This is a genomic window from Cupriavidus sp. SZY C1 (genome assembly GCF_032190535.1).
Lineage (GTDB): Bacteria > Pseudomonadota > Gammaproteobacteria > Burkholderiales > Burkholderiaceae > Cupriavidus > Cupriavidus pauculus_C.
Genome location: NZ_JAUANU010000009.1, coordinates 167,184 through 183,078 on the forward strand (window position 1 = coordinate 167,184; position 15,895 = coordinate 183,078).

11 protein-coding genes and 1 pseudogene are annotated in these 15,895 nt (G+C 70.7%); 3 read left to right on the forward strand and 9 right to left on the reverse strand.

Annotated features, from left to right (window positions below):
* Positions 1–60: 60 nt before the first annotated feature.
* The 4 genes and pseudogenes from QTN24_RS15930 to edd all read right to left on the reverse strand — a co-directional run bounded on the left by QTN24_RS15930 (position 61) and on the right by edd (position 5,325).
* Entirely contained in the window at positions 61–1,020 is a 960-nt protein-coding gene (locus QTN24_RS15930; RefSeq protein WP_124684761.1) for an alpha-E domain-containing protein, read from the reverse strand.
* A 32-nt stretch (positions 1,021–1,052) separates the two neighbouring features.
* Positions 1,053–2,528, reverse strand: coding sequence for a circularly permuted type 2 ATP-grasp protein (locus tag QTN24_RS15935; RefSeq protein ID WP_124684762.1), 1,476 nt, complete (start codon positions 2,526–2,528; stop codon positions 1,053–1,055).
* Positions 2,529–2,764: 236 nt separating this feature from the next.
* A pseudogene (locus tag QTN24_RS15940) lies at positions 2,765–3,288 on the reverse strand (gluconokinase).
* Positions 3,289–3,432: 144 nt separating this feature from the next.
* On the reverse strand, positions 3,433–5,325 hold the full coding sequence (gene edd, locus QTN24_RS15945) for a phosphogluconate dehydratase (protein WP_313838166.1): 1,893 nt from the start codon (positions 5,323–5,325) through the stop codon (positions 3,433–3,435).
* 349 nt (positions 5,326–5,674) lie between these two features.
* Here edd and QTN24_RS15950 point away from each other — a divergent pair, with 349 nt between their 5' ends.
* Positions 5,675–6,655 carry an SIS domain-containing protein gene (locus QTN24_RS15950; RefSeq protein WP_313838168.1) on the forward strand — a complete coding sequence of 327 codons (981 nt, stop codon included), beginning with the start codon at positions 5,675–5,677 and terminating at the stop codon, positions 6,653–6,655.
* Between the two features lie 4 nt (positions 6,656–6,659).
* Here QTN24_RS15950 and QTN24_RS15955 read toward each other — a convergent pair whose 3' ends face one another.
* The 4 genes from QTN24_RS15955 to QTN24_RS15970 all read right to left on the reverse strand — a co-directional run bounded on the left by QTN24_RS15955 (position 6,660) and on the right by QTN24_RS15970 (position 12,157).
* Entirely contained in the window at positions 6,660–9,191 is a 2,532-nt protein-coding gene (locus tag QTN24_RS15955; RefSeq protein WP_313838170.1) for a DNA internalization-related competence protein ComEC/Rec2, read from the reverse strand.
* Positions 9,192–9,327: 136 nt separating this feature from the next.
* Complete coding sequence (locus tag QTN24_RS15960; protein ID WP_124684767.1) at positions 9,328–10,155, reverse strand: TatD family hydrolase; 828 nt, start codon at positions 10,153–10,155, stop codon at positions 9,328–9,330.
* Positions 10,156–10,167: 12 nt separating this feature from the next.
* Positions 10,168–10,887, reverse strand: coding sequence for a lipoprotein-releasing ABC transporter ATP-binding protein LolD (gene lolD / locus QTN24_RS15965; protein WP_253700121.1), 720 nt, complete (start codon positions 10,885–10,887; stop codon positions 10,168–10,170).
* Positions 10,888–10,906: 19 nt separating this feature from the next.
* The gene (locus QTN24_RS15970; protein WP_313838172.1) at positions 10,907–12,157 is read right to left on the reverse strand and encodes a lipoprotein-releasing ABC transporter permease subunit; all 1,251 of its coding nucleotides are present in this window, start codon (positions 12,155–12,157) and stop codon (positions 10,907–10,909) included.
* A 105-nt stretch (positions 12,158–12,262) separates the two neighbouring features.
* Here QTN24_RS15970 and QTN24_RS15975 point away from each other — a divergent pair, with 105 nt between their 5' ends.
* Both QTN24_RS15975 and recJ read left to right on the forward strand, forming a co-directional pair.
* Positions 12,263–13,390, forward strand: coding sequence for a hypothetical protein (locus tag QTN24_RS15975; protein ID WP_313838174.1), 1,128 nt, complete (start codon positions 12,263–12,265; stop codon positions 13,388–13,390).
* A gap of 15 nt (positions 13,391–13,405) precedes the next feature.
* Positions 13,406–15,106, forward strand: a complete 1,701-nt coding sequence (gene recJ, locus QTN24_RS15980; protein ID WP_124684771.1) for a single-stranded-DNA-specific exonuclease RecJ — start codon at positions 13,406–13,408, stop codon at positions 15,104–15,106.
* 40 nt (positions 15,107–15,146) lie between these two features.
* Here recJ and QTN24_RS15985 read toward each other — a convergent pair whose 3' ends face one another.
* Positions 15,147–15,893 (reverse strand): peptidoglycan DD-metalloendopeptidase family protein, encoded by a 747-nt coding sequence (locus QTN24_RS15985; protein WP_313838178.1) that lies wholly within the window; start codon positions 15,891–15,893, stop codon positions 15,147–15,149.
* Positions 15,894–15,895: the final 2 nt, after the last annotated feature.

Here is a 15,895-nt window from a genome sequence, read left to right on the forward strand (position 1 = left end):
ATGGCACGCCTTGCCGCCCTGCCGGCCAGCGACGTGGCGTGCCCGGCACCCGGGTCGCGCTCAGGCCGCCAGCAGCGGCACCAGGAAGTCCTGGCTGATGCCGTTGCCCAGGTCGCCGATGCGTTCGAGGAAGCTGGTCAGGAAGGCGTGCAGCCCGACGGCAAAGATGTCGTCGATGCGCGCGTATTTGAGGTCGGCGTGGAGTTTACCAGCCTGGCGCTCGGTCTCGGCCGACTGCTGGTTGCGCACCAGCGCCAGGATCGCCACCACCTCGTCCAGGCTGGACACCAGCGAGCGCGGCATGTCCGGCCGCAGGATCAGCAGCTCGGCCACGCGCTGCGGCGTGATGACGGCACGGTAGATCTTGCGGTAGACCTCGAAGCCCGAGACCGACCGCAGCACGGCGGCCCAGTGGTAGAAGTCGTTCTGCTCGCGGTTCGGGTCCAGGTCGCCGTGCTCGCGCGCCGACGCCTGGAACTTGACGTCGAGGATCCGCGCCGTGTTGTCGGCCCGCTCCAGGAACGTGCCCAGCCGCATGAAGTGGAACGCGTCGTCCTTGAGCATCGTGCCGAACTGCACGCCGCGCGCCAGGTGCGAGCGGAACTTGACCCATTCGAAGAAGCGCGACGGGTCGTCGCGCAGTTCGCCATCGGCGATCATGCGCTGGACGTCCAGCCACGTGGTGTTGATGGTCTCCCAGACCTCGGTCGTCAGCGACCCGCGCACCGCCCGCGCGTTCTCGCGCGCCGCGCGCAGGCAGCTCATGATCGACGACGGGTTGGTCATGTCGCGCACCATGAAGTCGATCACGTCGTCGCGGTGCAGCAGCCCGTACTTGTGGTCGTAGGCGCGGGTCAGCTCGGAGATGTCGAGCATCGCCCACCAGCCCTGCTCGGCCACCTCGGCCGACTGCGGCAGCAGCGAGGTCTGGTAGTTGACGTCGAGCATCCGCGCGGTGTTTTCCGCGCGCTCGGTGTAGCGGGCCATCCAGAACAGGTGGTCGGCGGTGCGGCTCAGCATGGCAGGTTCTCCCGGCGGTCGGCGGTCATGGATCAGCGCTCCAGCACCCAGGTGTCCTTGGTGCCGCCGCCCTGCGACGAATTCACCACCAGCGACCCCTCGCGCAGCGCCACGCGCGTCAGGCCGCCGGGCACCATGCGTACCTCCTTGCCCGACAGCACGAACGGCCGCAGGTCGATGTGGCGCGGCGCGATGCCCGATTCCACATAGGTCGGGCACGTGGACAGCGCCAGCGTGGGTTGCGCGATGTACTGCTCGGGGCGGGCCTTCACGACTTCGCGGAACTGGTCGATCTCGGCCTTCGTGGCCGCCGGCCCCACCAGCATGCCGTAGCCGCCCGCGCCGTGCGTTTCCTTGACCACGAGGTCGGCCATGTGGTCCAGCACGTACTGCAGGTCGTCCGGCCGCCGGCACATGTAGGTCGGCACGTTGGACAGGATCGCCTCCTCGCCCAGGTAGAAGCGGATCATGTCCGGCACGTACGGATAGATCGACTTGTCGTCGGCCACGCCCGTGCCGATGGCGTTGCAGATGGTCACGTTGCCGGCCCGGTAGACCGACAGCAGCCCGGCGGCGCCAAGCGCCGAGTCCGGCCGGAACACCAGCGGGTCCAGGAAGTCGTCGTCCACGCGGCGGTAGATCACGTCGATGCGCTGCGGGCCCTGCGTGGTGCGCATGTACAGGTGGTCGTCGTCGACGAACAGGTCGCTGCCTTCCACCAGCTCCACGCCCATCTGCTGGGCCAGGAAGGCGTGCTCGAAGTAGGCGGAGTTGTACATGCCCGGCGTGAGCACGACCACGGTGGGATCGGCGATGTTCTGCGGCGACACGCTGCGCAGCATGTCGAGCAGCAGGTCCGGGTAGTGGGCCACGGGCGCCACCCGGTTGCGCGCGAACAGGTCCGGGAACAACCGCATCATCATCTTGCGGTTTTCCAGCATGTATGACACGCCGGACGGCACGCGCAGGTTGTCCTCCAGTACGTAGAACTCGCCCTCGCCGGCGCGCACTACGTCGATGCCGGCCACATGGGCGTAGATGTCGCGCGGCACGTCGATGCCGAGCATCTCGGGCCGGTACTGGGCGTTGTTGTAGATCTGGTCCGGCGGGATCACGCCCGCGCGAATGATGTCCTGCCCGTGGTAGATGTCGTGGATGAACCGGTTCAGCGCCGCCACGCGCTGGCGCAGGCCGCGCTCCAGCGTGGCCCATTCGCTGGCCGGGAACACGCGCGGGATCACGTCGAACGGAATGGTCCGCTCGGTGCCGCTGTTGGACTCGTCCTTGTCGCCGTAGACCGCGAACGTGATGCCCACCCGGCGAAAGATCAGGTCGGCCTCGGCACGCTTGTTGTCCATCGTCGCCGCCGACTGCCGGCCCAGCCAGTCGGCAAAGCTCCGGTAATGGGGCCGCACCGCGCCCTGCGGCAACGCCTGCCCGGCCTCGATGGCCGGCACCGTGCCGTCCTCCCGCCCTTCCAGCATCTCGTCGAAAAACCGCGCCGCCATGATGGCCGCTCCTTCGTGGATGTGGGCGCCCGCCGCCCGGGCCGTGCCGCCAGCCAGCTACCGGTCCCGTCCCGCACGGCCATACCGCCAGCCGCCCTTGTTATCGATGCCTCGTCGAGTCGACGCTTGAAGCATATCCGTACCGGCCAAACCCGCAAGGGGCATGCATCTGGCAGGGTTGGGGGTACGCGGAACGGTTTAGCAAGATGCGCGCCAGGGGGTGGGGGTGGCAGGCCCTACGGCCTGGCTTGCTCCCCTCTCCCGCACGACACCGAATCCGGCGGACACTTGGTCAAGATGTCCTGCACCAGCGCCTCGGGCGGGCGGCGGATGTCCAGCACCAGCGCGTCGTGCGGTTCTTCGAGCGTGTCGAACTGGCTCTGCAGCAGCGCCGGGTTGAAGAAATGGTCCGAGCGGACCGACAGCCGGCTGCCGATCGTTGCCGCATCGCCCTTCATGAACACGAACGTCACGCCGCCGTCGGGCGGGGTCAGGCGGTCGCGGTAGGCCTGGCGCAGCGCGGAGCAGGTGAACACGTGGGTCCGGCCTTCGGCGCGGGCGGTGTCGATGGCCGCGCGCATGGCGTCCAGCCACGGCCAGCGGTCTTCGTCGGTCAGCGGCACGCCGGCGTGCATCTTGGCCTTGTTGGCCTCGCTGTGGAAGCTGTCGGCGTCATGAAAGCCGCAGTGCAGTTGCTGCGCCAGCAACTGGCCGACCGTGGTCTTGCCGCTGCGGAAACGCCCATCAGGATATAGATCATGTCTGCTCCATCGAACATGGTGTCGGGTGGTGTTGCCACCCTTGTCGGTAGCCGCCGGCCACGTGCGACGCGGCACGGCGGTGCCCCGGCACGCCCTGGCCGGGGAATACGAAGTTTCTGAAGAAAGCCGGCGCCTGACGGCGCCTATTGTGCGACGGCGGCGCCCGTTTGGACAGCCGCGTCGGCCTCGGACAGGTCCAGCGCGCTGCCGCCCTCCTCGGCGATGCGGGCGTGGCGTCGGAACAGGCCGAACAACCCGCGACCCATGCTGAAATCCGCGAACGGGTCGGCCGGTGCCGGCGCGGCCGGACGGGCCGCGAACGCCTGCTGCGCGGCGGCGTCGCCCACCAGTTCGAGCGTGCCGGCCACCGCATCGACGCGGATGATGTCGCCGTCACGCACGCGCGCCAGCGGGCCACCGGCCAGCGCCTCGGGGCCGACGTGGATCACGGCCGGCACCTTGCCGGACGCGCCGGACATGCGCCCGTCGGTCACCAGCGCCACCTTGTGGCCCGCATCCTGGAGCGCGCCCAGCGCCGGCGTCAGCCGATGCAGTTCGGGCATGCCATTGGCATTCGGCCCCTGAAAGCGCACCACGGCCACGACGTCGCGGTTCAACTCGTCGGCCTCGAAGGCGGCCTGCAGCGCCTCTTGCGAATCGAAGACGCGCGCCGGCGCCTCGACCACGCGGTGTTCGTCGGACACGGCCGAGACCTTGATCACGCCGCGTCCGAGGTTGCCGGCCATCAGCCGCAGCCCGCCCTCGGCCGAGAACGGCGCCGACGCGGGCGCCAGCACGGCGGTATCGCCGCTCGTGGTAGGCCCGTCGCGCCAGCGCAGCTTGCCGTCGGTCATGACCGGTTCCTCGGTATAGCGGGCCAGCCCGCGCCCGACCACGGTGTTGACGTCCTCGTGCAGCAGCCCGGCGTCCAGCAGTTGCCCGATCACGAAGGCCACGCCGCCGGCCGCGTGGAAGTGGTTCACATCGGCCGACCCGTTGGGATAGACCCGCGCCAGCAGCGGCGTCACGGCCGAGAGCTGGTCGAAGTCGTTCCAGTCGATCAGGATGCCGGCCGCCCGCGCCATGGCGACCAGGTGAATCGTATGGTTGGTCGACCCGCCCGTGGCCAGCAGGCCCACCATGGCGTTGACGATGGCGCGCTCGTCGACGATCTGCGCCAGCGGCGTGTACTCGCGCCCGCGGGCAATCAGCGCCAGCGCCCGCTGGGCCGCCGCCGTGGTCAGCGCATCGCGCAGGCCGCTGTCCGGATGCACGAACGCCGCGCCCGGCATGTGCAGGCCCATGACTTCCATCAGGAACTGGTTGCTGTTGGCGGTACCGTAGAACGTGCAGGTACCCGCGCCGTGGTAGGCCGCGCATTCGGCCTCCAGCAGCGCATCCCGGCCCACCTGGCCCGTGGCGTAGAGCTGCCGCACGCGCGCCTTTTCCTTGTTCGACAGGCCCGACGCCATGGGCCCGGCCGGCACGAAGACGACCGGCAGGTGGCCGAACTGGAGCGCGCCCATCAGCAGGCCGGGCACGATCTTGTCGCAGACGCCCAGCATCAGCGCGGCATCGAACGTGTTGTGCGACAGCGCCACGGCGGTACCCATGGCGATGGCGTCGCGCGAGAACAGCGACAGCTCCATGCCGGCATTGCCCTGCGTGATGCCGTCGCACATGGCCGGCACCCCGCCCGCCACCTGCGCCACGGCGCCCACGGCACGGGCGGCCTCACGGATCACGGCCGGGTAGCGCTCGTACGGCTGGTGCGCCGACAGCATGTCGTTGTAGGCGGTGACGATGCCGAGGTTCGGCGCATGCTCGACGCGCAGCTTGAGCTTGTCGTCGGCCGGCAGCGCCGCATAGCCATGGGCAAGGTTGGCGCACGACATGCCGCGCAGCGGCCCGAGGTCCTGCTGCGCGCGCGCGCAGCGCGCCAGGTAGGCGGCGCGGCTGGTGCGGCTACGTTCGATGATGCGCTGGGTCACGGCCGAGATTTCGGCGCGGACATTGCCACTGGCGGCTTGGGTCATGGCGGAATGGGTCCTCGTGGGGCGATCCGGACGGGCAGTCAATGCAGGCGGCAGGCCGTCCGAATCTGTAGATTTTCTACATTATAGCCACGGCCGGGAGGCGCCCGGAAGCCTTGGCTCGGCGGCGACATGGCGTTATACGCGCAAATTCCAGCGGAATCCGGGTAAATCCCGAGGGCGACGTCACGCAACAATGGTTCGATTTCATGATTCAAATGTGTAGAATCTCTACAAAATTCAGGGCTGCCACCGAAGCCGAGAAGCGAAGCCGAGAAGCCGAAGCTCGAAGCCCGGTACAACCAGAAGCCCGGTACGACACCCACGCACGACCTCCCGTCCGACCCTCACCATGCGCGACAGAATCCTCGCCGTCTACGACACGCTACGCCCGTCCGAACGCCGGCTGGCCGACTATGTGGCCCGCCACGGCGCCAGCGTCATCCGCCTGACCATGCCGGAACTGGCCGAGCGCGCCGGCGTCTCGCAGCCCACCATCGCCCGCTTCTGCGCCGCGCTGGGCTACGACGGCTTCAAGGAATTCAAGCTCCAGTTCGCCCAGAACGTCGGCGGCGGCACGCCGTTCGTCCACCAGGACGTGGAAGCCAGCGACCGCCCGGCCGACATCGCCGGCAAGGTGTTCGACCGCACCATCGCCACGCTGATGAGCGTGCGCAACGCGCTGTCCGGCGACCAGATCGAGCACGCGATCCGCCTGCTGGCCAGCGCCCGGCGCATCGAGTTCTACGGCTGCGGCAACTCCGGCATCGTCGCGCTCGACATCCAGCACAAGTTCTTCCGCCTGGGCATTCCCACCACGGCCTACTCCGATTCGCACGTCTTCAGCATGTCCGCCGCCCTGCTCCGGCCCGGCGACGTGGCCGTGCTCGTATCCAACAGCGGCCGTACCTGGGACATGCTGGCCGCCGCCACGCTGGCCCGTGGCAGCGGCGCCAGCGTGCTGGCGCTGACCCACAGCGGGTCGCCGCTGGCCCGGCTGGCCGACGTCTGCGTGTTCTCCGACGTCGAGGAGGACAGCGAGGTCTACACGCCGATGACCTCGCGCATCTGCCACCTCGTCCTCGGCGACGTGCTGGCCGCCGGCGTGGCGCTGGAACGCGCGGAGTCTGTCGCCGCCGGCCTGCAGCGCGCCAAGGCCCACCTGCGCGAGCGCCGCATCGCCGGCGCCGAACCGGCCCCGCTGGCCGCGCAGCCCGAGGACACCGACACCCCCGCCACCACGCGCGCCCCAAGGAAATCCCCCAAGCCAGCATCCAAGGCGTCCCCGGCCCCGTCCGCCCGGCGCGGCAGGACGCCCGCCAAGGTCGACTAGCCTCTCAACGCGGCGCCGGCGGCCGGTCGCGCCAGTAGCGGCGGACATGCTGCCGATACGCCACCACCCGCAGCCCGTCGCCATCCGTGACGATCGTGACCGCGCCGGTTTCGTCGGTCCGGTACCGTGCGATGCCGGCACGCCCGTACCGCTGCCAGACGTCCTCGCGCGGATGCCGGTAGCGGTTCGCAAATCCGAGCTGGAAGACCGCCACCGCCGGCTGGACGGCCCGCAGGAACGCCACATGCGACGACGTGCCGCTGCCATGGTGCGGCACGACCAGCACGTCGGCCCGCACCTGGGCCGGCGGCGCCCGGGCGATGAACCCCAGCTCCTCGTTCACGCCGATATCGCCCGTCAGCAGCACGCTGCGGTGGGCCGTTGCCACGCGCAGGACGCAGCTTCTGGCGTTGCTCGACAGCGTCGCGCGCGTCAGGTCTTCCGCCGTGGGATGCATCACGTCGAACCGGACGCCGTCCCACACCCACCCTGCCCCGGCAACGCAAGGCACCCACGGCCGTCCCGGCAAGGTCAGGAGCCGGTGACCGGGCGCAGCGGCGGTCTGGCGCGCGCTGACCGGCACCGCACGCATGACATCGAGCACGCCACCCGCGTGGTCCGCGTCCTCATGGCTGACCATCAGCATGTCCAGCCGGCGCACGCCGACGGCACGCAGGTACGGCACGACGACCTGCGCGCCCGCGCTGGCGCCCGATACGTAGGACGGCCCCGCGTCATAGAGCAGCGCATGCCGGCGTGTTTCGACCAGCACGGCGGTGCCCTGCCCGACATCGAGCGCGGTGACCCGCATTTCCCCTTCCGCGATGGCGTCGCGCCCGCCGAGCAACATCGGCAGCATCAGTACCGCACCGGGCCAGCGCGGCAGGGCCCGGCCGCCCGCTTTCGCCCGCAACCGGGGCAGCCGCACCCGGCCCGGTGTCAGCAGCACCACCACACCGGCCAACGCCAGCCCGGTGACCAGCCAGCCCGGCTGTGCGGCTTCCCATACCGCCCATGACGGCGCCGCCAGCCACGCCAGCCCGTCCACCAGCGATGCCAGCAGCGCGTGGGCCACGCCGAGCAGCATCGTCGCCACGTCGGCGGGCAGTACGGCGCTGGCCAGCGCCATCGGCGTCACGAACAGGCTGACGACCGGAATCGCCACGGCATTAGCCAGGCACGAGACCACCGACACCTGCCCGAACAGCAGCAGCGTCAACGGCACGAGCCCGACGGTCACCGCCCACTGCGCCCGCGCGGCCTCGACCAGTGCCCGGACAATCCGCCGCCAGCAGCGCGCGACGAACCCGCCGAAGCCCTGGCCGATGACAGGCGCCCCGCCGCCCCGCGCCTCCTGCCCCGCCGCTTCCCGCTCGCCCGCCTCCGGCCGCCGCGCATGGAAGAAGATCACCGCCACGGCGCCAAACGACAGCCAGAAGCCGGGCGACATCACGGCCCACGGGTCGATGGCCACCGCCACCCCGGCCGCCCACGCCAGCACGACCGACACCGGCGGCGCCCGGCCGCTCCATAGCGCGACGGCCGCCACGATCAGCATCGTGACCGTCCGCAGCGCCGGAATCTGCATGCCGGCCAGCAGGCCATAGCCGAGCGCGGCCAGCACCGTCACCACCAGTCCGGCCTGCTGCGCCGGCCAGCGCAGCGGCAAGGGCCGCCGCAGCACGCCGCCCAGGCCGAACGACCGTCGCCACAACCCGCGCGCCACCGCGCCGGCCGCCCCGGCGACCATCGTGATATGCAGGCCCGAAATGCTGACCAGATGCGAGATGCCGGTGCGCCGGAACACCTCCCAGTCGGCCTGCGCGATGCCGCGCTGATCGCCGATCACCAGTGCCACCAGCACCGGCCCGTACCGCGCATCGGCCGGCATCGCCGCGCGCAGGTGGTCGCGCACGGCCGCCCGCCACGCCGCGACGCGGACCATCCACGGCAGCGCGCCGTCGTCGCCCCCGGCTGGCTGGCCCTCCCGCACGTAGCCCGTGGCGTCGATCCCTTCGGCGAGCAGCCAGTACGCGTAGTCGAACCCATGCGGATTGGCCAGCCCGCGCGGCGGCCGCAGCCGCACCGTCAGCTGGTAGCGCTGCCCCGGCACCAGCCGTTCCGGTGGATCGCGCCACGTCAGCATGACCGACGACACGCCGGCGCGTTGCGCCCGATCGTCGTCCCAGCGCGCCACGTCGAAGCGGAACCGCGTGCCATGGCCGGCGTCGTCGGGCAGGCCCGCCACCACGCCCTCGGCAACCAGGTCGCGCGCCATCAGGTCCGGCGGCAGCCAGCGGTCCATGCGCAGCTCCGCGCGCCACGCGGCCCAGCCGAAGGCCGCCAGCGCGGCCAGAGCGATGACCAGCGCCCAGCGCGCATGACGCCACCAGGCCGGGCGTCCGCGCACCAGCAGCGCGCCCGCCAGCATGGCCGCCACGGCCCAGCCGATCCACCACGCGCGCGACGCCGGCAGTTCGGCCTGTTGCTGCAGCAGCCAGCAGCCCGCCACCAACGCCAGCAGCACCACGCGCATCGAAACCCTCCGACCGGTTGAACAACGGGCGTAGTTGTACCGCGCCGGCACACGGCAAAACGTGTCCGTCTGCTGCGGCGATGTGTCAACAGGTTAAAACGGCGGGAAAACGGAGGAAGAAGGAGGAAAGACGCGCTCAGCGCGGCGCCATCACGTCGGCAAAGGCGGCCAGCCGTGGCAGGGCCGCCACGGCGTTGCGCCACATGGCATCGGCCAGTTCGCGCTCGGGCAGGCCGCGCAGGTCGGCCATCACGCGCGCCACGCCGGCCACCTCGCCGGGCGTGTTGCGCGCCTTGTGCTGCTCGCCGAACTGGTCGTCGGACAGCCACGCCGGGGCGATGTCGGGCGCGTCGGTTTCCAGCACGATGGCCTCGATCGGCAGTTCGCCCGCCAGCCGGCGGATCTGCCGCGCCCGCGAGAACGTGACGTTGCCGCCAAAGCCGAGCTTCATGCCGTGCTCGACATAGCGGCGCGCCTGCTCGTGGCTGCCGTTGAACGCGTGGGCAATGCCCTGCCGCACGCCCACCCGCCGCAGCCCCGCGTACACCTGGTCCTGCGACTTGCGCACGTGCAGCAGCACCGGCAGGTCGAATTCGCGGGCGATCTTGAGCTGCTCGGTGTAGAGCCAGGTCTGGTGCGCGGCGTCCAGGCCGGGCACGAAGAAGTCGAGCCCGATCTCGCCGATGGCGACGAGGCGCGGGTCGTCGATGGCCGCGGCCACGCGGGCGCGCAGCGCGTCCAGGTCAGCCTGGCCGGCGCCGGGCGTGCACAGCGGATGGATGCCCAGCGCGTAGACGCAGTGCGCGTGGCGCTGGGCCAGCCCGCTCACGGCGTCGAAGTTGGCCACCGCCACGGCCGGCAGCACGATGCCCGAGACGCCCGCCGCCGTGGCGGCCGCGATCACGGCGTCACGGTCGGCGTCGAACTCGGCCGCATCGAGGTGGCAGTGGGTATCGATCCACATGGGCCGGCCGGGTCAGCGTTCCGGATGCAGGTGGCCGTCGCGCAGGCGGAAGACGCGGTCGCAGCGGCCGGCCAGGTCCATGTCGTGGGTGACGATCACGAAGCTGGTGCCCAGCGTGCGCGACAACTCCAGCATCAGATCGTAGACGCCGCCCGCCGTGTGGTCGTCGAGGTTGCCAGTGGGTTCGTCGGCCAGCACGCAGGCCGGCTGCCCCACCAGCGCGCGCGCAATGGCCACGCGCTGGCGCTCGCCGCCAGACAGCTCGCCGGGCCGGTGCCTGGACCGGCCGCCCAGCCCCACGCGCTCCAGCATGGCCTGGGCGGCGTCGCGGGCGGGTTGCTCGTTGAGGCCGCGGATGCGCATCGGCATCGCCACGTTGTCCAGCGCCGTGAACTCGGGCAGCAGGTGGTGGAACTGGTAGACGAAGCCCAGCGCGCGGTTGCGCACGATGTTGCGTTCCTTCTCGCGCAGCGCCGTGAACGGCTTGCCCAGCAGCGCCACGCGGCCCGCGTCGGGGTTGTCCAGGCCGCCCAGCACATGCAGCAGCGTGGACTTGCCCGAGCCGGACGCCCCGACGATGGCCACCTTCTCGCCGGCGTCGATGCGGATGTCCACGCCGCGCAGCACGTCCACGTCCAGCCCGCCCTGGCGGAAGCGCTTGGTCAGGCCCTCGGCCACCAGCACCGGCGTGCCGCCGGCCGGCGCCGCCCCGGCGGGCGCGGCGGCCTCCATCTCGCGGATCAGCGTCGTGTCACTCATAGCGCAGCGCCTCCGCCGGGTTCACGCGGGCGGCCCGCCAGCTTGGGTAGAGCGTGGCCAGCGTGGCCAGCACGAAGGAAATGATGCCGATCGTGGCGATGTCGTTCACGCGGGGGTCCGAAGGCAGTTCGCTGATGAAATAGATGTCCTTGGGCAGGAACTGGACGTGCAGCAGGCGTTCCATGAACGGCACGATCACGTCGATGTTGGTGGCGATCAGCGTGCCGCCCAGCACGCCCAGCACCGTGCCGATGAAGCCGATGGCCACGCCCTGGACGATGAAGATCTTCATGATCGAGCGCGGCTGGGCGCCCATCGTGCGCAGGATGGCGATGTCGGCCTGCTTGTCGGTCACGGTCATGACCAGCGTCGACACCAGGTTGAAGGCCGCCACGGCGATGATCAGCGTCAGGATGATGAACATCATGCGTTTCTCGGTCTGCACGGCCGCGAACCAGTTGCGGTTCTGGCGCGACCAGTCGCGCAGGTACAGGTCGCCGCTCATGGTGCCGGCCAGTTCCTGGGCCACCTGCGGGGCGCGCTGCATGTCCTGCAGCTTGAGCCGCACGCCGGACGGGCCGTTCTGGCGGAACAGCACCTCGGCGTCCTCCATGTTGACCAGCGCCAGCGCGCTGTCGAATTCGTAGTGCCCGGACGAGAAGATGCCGACCACGGTGAACTGCTTCAGGCGCGGCAGGATGCCGGCCGGCGTGATGGTGCCCTGCGGCGCCACCAGCGTGACCTTGTCGCCCACGCGCACGCCCAGCGCGCTGGCCAGTTCGCTGCCCAGCGCGATGTCGAAGCCGCCCGGCACCAGCGCGTTCATGCTGCCCGCGCGGAACTGGCTGCCGATGTCCGACACCTTCGGCTCCTGCGCCGGGTCCACGCCGCGCAGCAGCACGCCGCGCACGGCGTCGTCGCGGGTCAGCATGGCCTGGGCGGACACGTAGGGCGCGGCGCCCACCACTTCCTTGTTGCGCTCGGCCTCGGCGGCGGTCTTCTGCCAGTCCTGCAGCGGGGCCGCGCCGATGACCTCGATGTGCGACAGCACCGACAGCATGCGGTCGCGCACCTCTTTCTGGAAGCCGTTCATGACCGACAGCACGACGATCAGCGCAGCCACGCCCAGGGCGATGCCGAGCATCGAGATCATCGAGATGAACGAAATGAACGTATTGCGGCTGGCCCGCTTGCTTGCGCGGGTATATCGCCAGCCGATCTGCCACTCGTAGGGGAAGTTCAAGAGGAGAGTCCTGTTGTTCTGGGAATGCGCCGGGCGGCAGTCTACCCTGTCACGGGTGACGGAAAACTGGCGCCAGCCAGCCGGAAGTTTACAATCTCGCGAACCATGATGACGCACCTGACCCTGATTGTGCCCTTTTCCGTCCCGCCTGGCGCCGGCGACGACGCCACGGACGACGTCGTCCCCGGCGCGCTGCTGCGCCAGTTGGAGTTGCCCGCGCTCGGAAAGTTGCTGACGCGCGCCACCCCGGGACCCCGCGAAACGCACGACGACCCGTACCTGCGATCGCTGCCGCAGGAACGCTGGCTGGCCGCCCGTGCCGGGCTGGACACGGCCCGGGTGCCGACTGCGCCCTTTATGCGGCTGGCCGACCGCGCCGCCGCCGGTCTGCCGGCCACGCCCGATGCGTCCGATGCCGCCCCGGCCGGCTGGGCCTGCCTGCAGCCGGTGCACATCCATGCCGCGCGCGACCACCTGGTGCTGCTGCATCCAGACCAGATCGCCATCCGCCCGGACGAGGCCGACGCGCTGCGCGCCGCCATTGCCGACCTGATGGCCGAGACCGGCATCCCGCTGGAGGCGCCCCACCCGGCCCGCTGGTACGTGCCGGCCGACGTGTTCGGCGACCTGGAAGCCACCACGCCGGTGCGCGCCACCGGCCGCAACATCGACATCTGGATGCAGGCCGGCCCGCGCGCCCGCGACTGGCGCCGGCTGCAGAACGAGATCCAGATGACCTGGCACGCCCATCCCGTGAACGCGGCCCGCGAGGACGCCGGCGAGCTGCCGGTCAACTCGGTCTGGCTCCATGGCGGCGGCCGGGCCGGCACGGCGCGCAAGCTGGCCGACACGGTGCTGACCGACGACCCGTTCATGGCCGGCCTGGCGCTGGCCGCCGGCAGCCGGACGGGCCCGGCGCCGGCCCGCTTTGCCGCGCTGGACGCCGCCGGCGGCAGCGCGATGGTGATGCTCGACGGCGCCACGCAGGCCCATATCGCATCGGACTGGGGCCTGTGGCTGGACCAGATGCACGCGCTGGATGCCGACTGGTTCCAGCCCGTGCTCGACGCGCTGGCCGCCGGCCAGCTCCAGGCCGTCACGCTGGTGCTGGGCGGGGAAAACCACTTTGCCGAATTCACCGTCACGCGCGCCGACCTGCGCAAGTTCTGGCGCGGCATGGGTGCCCGGGGCGACTGGCGTGCGCTGCTTTCGAACCTGGCCATGGCCGCCTGACCGACTTATCCAGACATGACCCGGATCGCCATTCGCTCCCATTCCCACGAACACGCCGGCGTGCTGGCCGCGGCCGGCCTGCATCCCACGCTGGCCCGCATCCTGTCGGCGCGCGGCGTGCTGCATCCGTCCGAACTGGCCACCGACCTGCCGGAACTGGTGCCGCCGTCGCGGATGAAAGGCATCGGCCACGCGGCCACCTACCTGGCCGACGCCATCGCCGCGGGCCGCAAGCTGCTGATCGTGGCCGACTACGACTGCGACGGCGCCACCGCCTGCGCGGTGGGCGTACGCGGCCTGCGCATGCTGGGCGCGCGCGTGGACTACATCGTGCCGAACCGGTTCGAGTACGGCTACGGGCTGACGCCCGAGATCGTCGAACTGGCGGCCCGGCAGCAGCCCGACGTGATCGTCACGGTCGACAACGGCATCGCCAGCGTCGACGGCGTGGCGGCCGCCAATGCGCGCGGCATCGACGTCGTGGTGACCGACCACCACCTGCCCGGCGCGGTGCTGCCCGACGCGGCCGTGATCGTCAACCCGAACCAGCCCGGCTGCGAATTCCCGAGCAAGAACCTGGCCGGCGTGGGCGTGATGTTCTACGTGCTGCTGGCGCTGCGCGCCGAGCTGCGCCAGCGCGGCGTCTACACGAAGGACACGCAGCCGCCGCTGCAGACGCTGCTGGACCTGGTGGCGCTGGGCACCGTGGCTGACGTGGTCAAGCTGGACACGAACAACCGGATCCTGGTGGCGCAGGGGCTCAAGCGGATGCGCGCGGGGCGCATGCACCCGGGCGTGGCCGCGCTGTTCCGGGCGGCCGGCCGCGAGGCGGCGCGCGCCAACACGTTCGACCTGGGCTTCGGGCTGGGCCCGCGGCTCAATGCAGCCGGGCGGCTGGCGGACATGTCACTGGGCATCGAATGCCTGCTGACCGACGACGCCAACCGCGCGTGGGAAATCGCCCAGGAACTGGACGGGATGAACCGCGAGCGGCGCGACATCGAGGCCGGCATGCAGCAGGAGGCGCTGCAGATCCTGGAACAGCCGCTGGACGGGCTGGACCCGGCGTCGCGCTACACGGTGAGCGTGTTCCACGAGACGTGGCACCAGGGCGTGATCGGCATCGTCGCGTCGCGGCTCAAGGAGAAATACCACCGCCCGACCATCACGTTCGCGCGCGGGGACGACGACCACATCAAGGGCTCCGGCCGCTCGATCCCGGGCTTCCACCTGCGCGACGCGCTGGACCTGGTGTCCAAGCGCCATCCGGGGTTGCTGGTGAAATTCGGCGGCCATGCGATGGCGGCCGGGCTGACCGTCCGCGCCGAGCATTTCGACACATTCGTGGCGGCCTTCGAGGCCGTCGGCCGCGAATGGCTCAACGACGACCAGCTTGCCCGCGTGATCGAGACCGACGGCGACATCGAGGACGCCTGCTTCAGCCCGGAATTCGTGACGCTGCTGGAGGGCCATGTGTGGGGCCAGGGCTTTCCGCCGCCGACGTTCTCGGGCGAATTCGAGGTGCTGCGCCAGACCGTGCTCAAGGGCAAGCACCTGAAGCTGCAGCTTGGGCGCGGCAGCCAGCGCTTCGACGCGATCTGGTTCAACCACGCCGACGCGCTGGACGGCGCCAGCGCACTGGTCGCCTACCGGCTCGACAACAACACGTTCAACGGCGTGACGCGCGTGCAGTTGGTGGTGGAACACGCGCAGTAGGGATTACGTCCCCAACCTCAACGAAGGGCGGCCAACCCGCCTACCCCCTCGGCGGCAGATAGCTTGCCGGATTCACCGGCTTGCCGTTGCCGCGTACCTCGAAGTGCAGTTCGCTGGCGCGGCTCATGCTGCCGATGTCCTGACCGGCTGCCACGCGGTCGTTTTCCTTGACCAGCGGGCGGTCCAGGTTGCCGTAGACGGTCAGCCAGTCGTCGTTGTGCTTGATGATGACCAGCTGGCCGTAGCCGCGCAGCGTGCCCACATGGATGGCCCAGCCCGGCGCGGCGGCGCGCACCTTGCCGCCGGCCGGTACCTCGATGCGCAGGCCCTTTTCGGCCGGGGGCGAGAAACTGCCCGTGACGCGCCCGTCGGCCGGCCATTGCAGCCGGATGGCGCTGGCGGGCGGCCGGGACGGGGCCGGCTCGGACGCCGTGCCGCGCGGCGGCGTGGCCGGCGTGGCGGGCCGGTCGTTGGCCTTGGCCGCCGAAATGCCGGCGCCGGCGGGCGGCTTGACCCGGACAAGCTGGCCGACCTCGATCTGGCTGGTATCGGAAATGTTGCTCCAGCGCGCCAGTTCGGACACCGAGCGGTTGTGGCGCCGGGCGATCGAGTACAGCGTGTCGCCGCGCTCGACGCGGTAGTAGCCCTCGGGCGCCGGCTCGCTGGGCGTGGTGCCGCAGGCGGCCAGCGCGGCGGCCAGCGAGAGCGCCGCCAGGCGCCCCAGCACACGGCGGCGGGCGCCCGGGCGGTGCCGGGCGTGGGGATGGACTGCGTGGATTCCTGTCATGC

Excerpts from the sequence above, each read along its gene's own strand:
- QTN24_RS15955 (WP_313838170.1), bottom strand. The coding sequence starts at position 9,191 with ATGCGCGTGGTGCTGCTGGCGTTGGTGGCGGGCTGCTGGCTGCTGCAG.
- lolD (WP_253700121.1), bottom strand. The coding sequence starts at position 10,887 with ATGGAGGCCGCCGCGCCCGCCGGGGCGGCGCCGGCCGGCGGCACGCCG.
- recJ (WP_124684771.1), top strand. The coding sequence starts at position 13,406 with ATGACCCGGATCGCCATTCGCTCCCATTCCCACGAACACGCCGGCGTG.
- edd (WP_313838166.1), bottom strand. The coding sequence starts at position 5,325 with ATGACCCAAGCCGCCAGTGGCAATGTCCGCGCCGAAATCTCGGCCGTG.
- QTN24_RS15960 (WP_124684767.1), bottom strand. The coding sequence starts at position 10,155 with ATGTGGATCGATACCCACTGCCACCTCGATGCGGCCGAGTTCGACGCC.
- QTN24_RS15985 (WP_313838178.1), bottom strand. The coding sequence starts at position 15,893 with ATGACAGGAATCCACGCAGTCCATCCCCACGCCCGGCACCGCCCGGGC.
- QTN24_RS15975 (WP_313838174.1), top strand. The coding sequence starts at position 12,263 with ATGATGACGCACCTGACCCTGATTGTGCCCTTTTCCGTCCCGCCTGGC.
- QTN24_RS15950 (WP_313838168.1), top strand. The coding sequence starts at position 5,675 with ATGCGCGACAGAATCCTCGCCGTCTACGACACGCTACGCCCGTCCGAA.
- QTN24_RS15935 (WP_124684762.1), bottom strand. The coding sequence starts at position 2,528 with ATGGCGGCGCGGTTTTTCGACGAGATGCTGGAAGGGCGGGAGGACGGC.
- QTN24_RS15930 (WP_124684761.1), bottom strand. The coding sequence starts at position 1,020 with ATGCTGAGCCGCACCGCCGACCACCTGTTCTGGATGGCCCGCTACACC.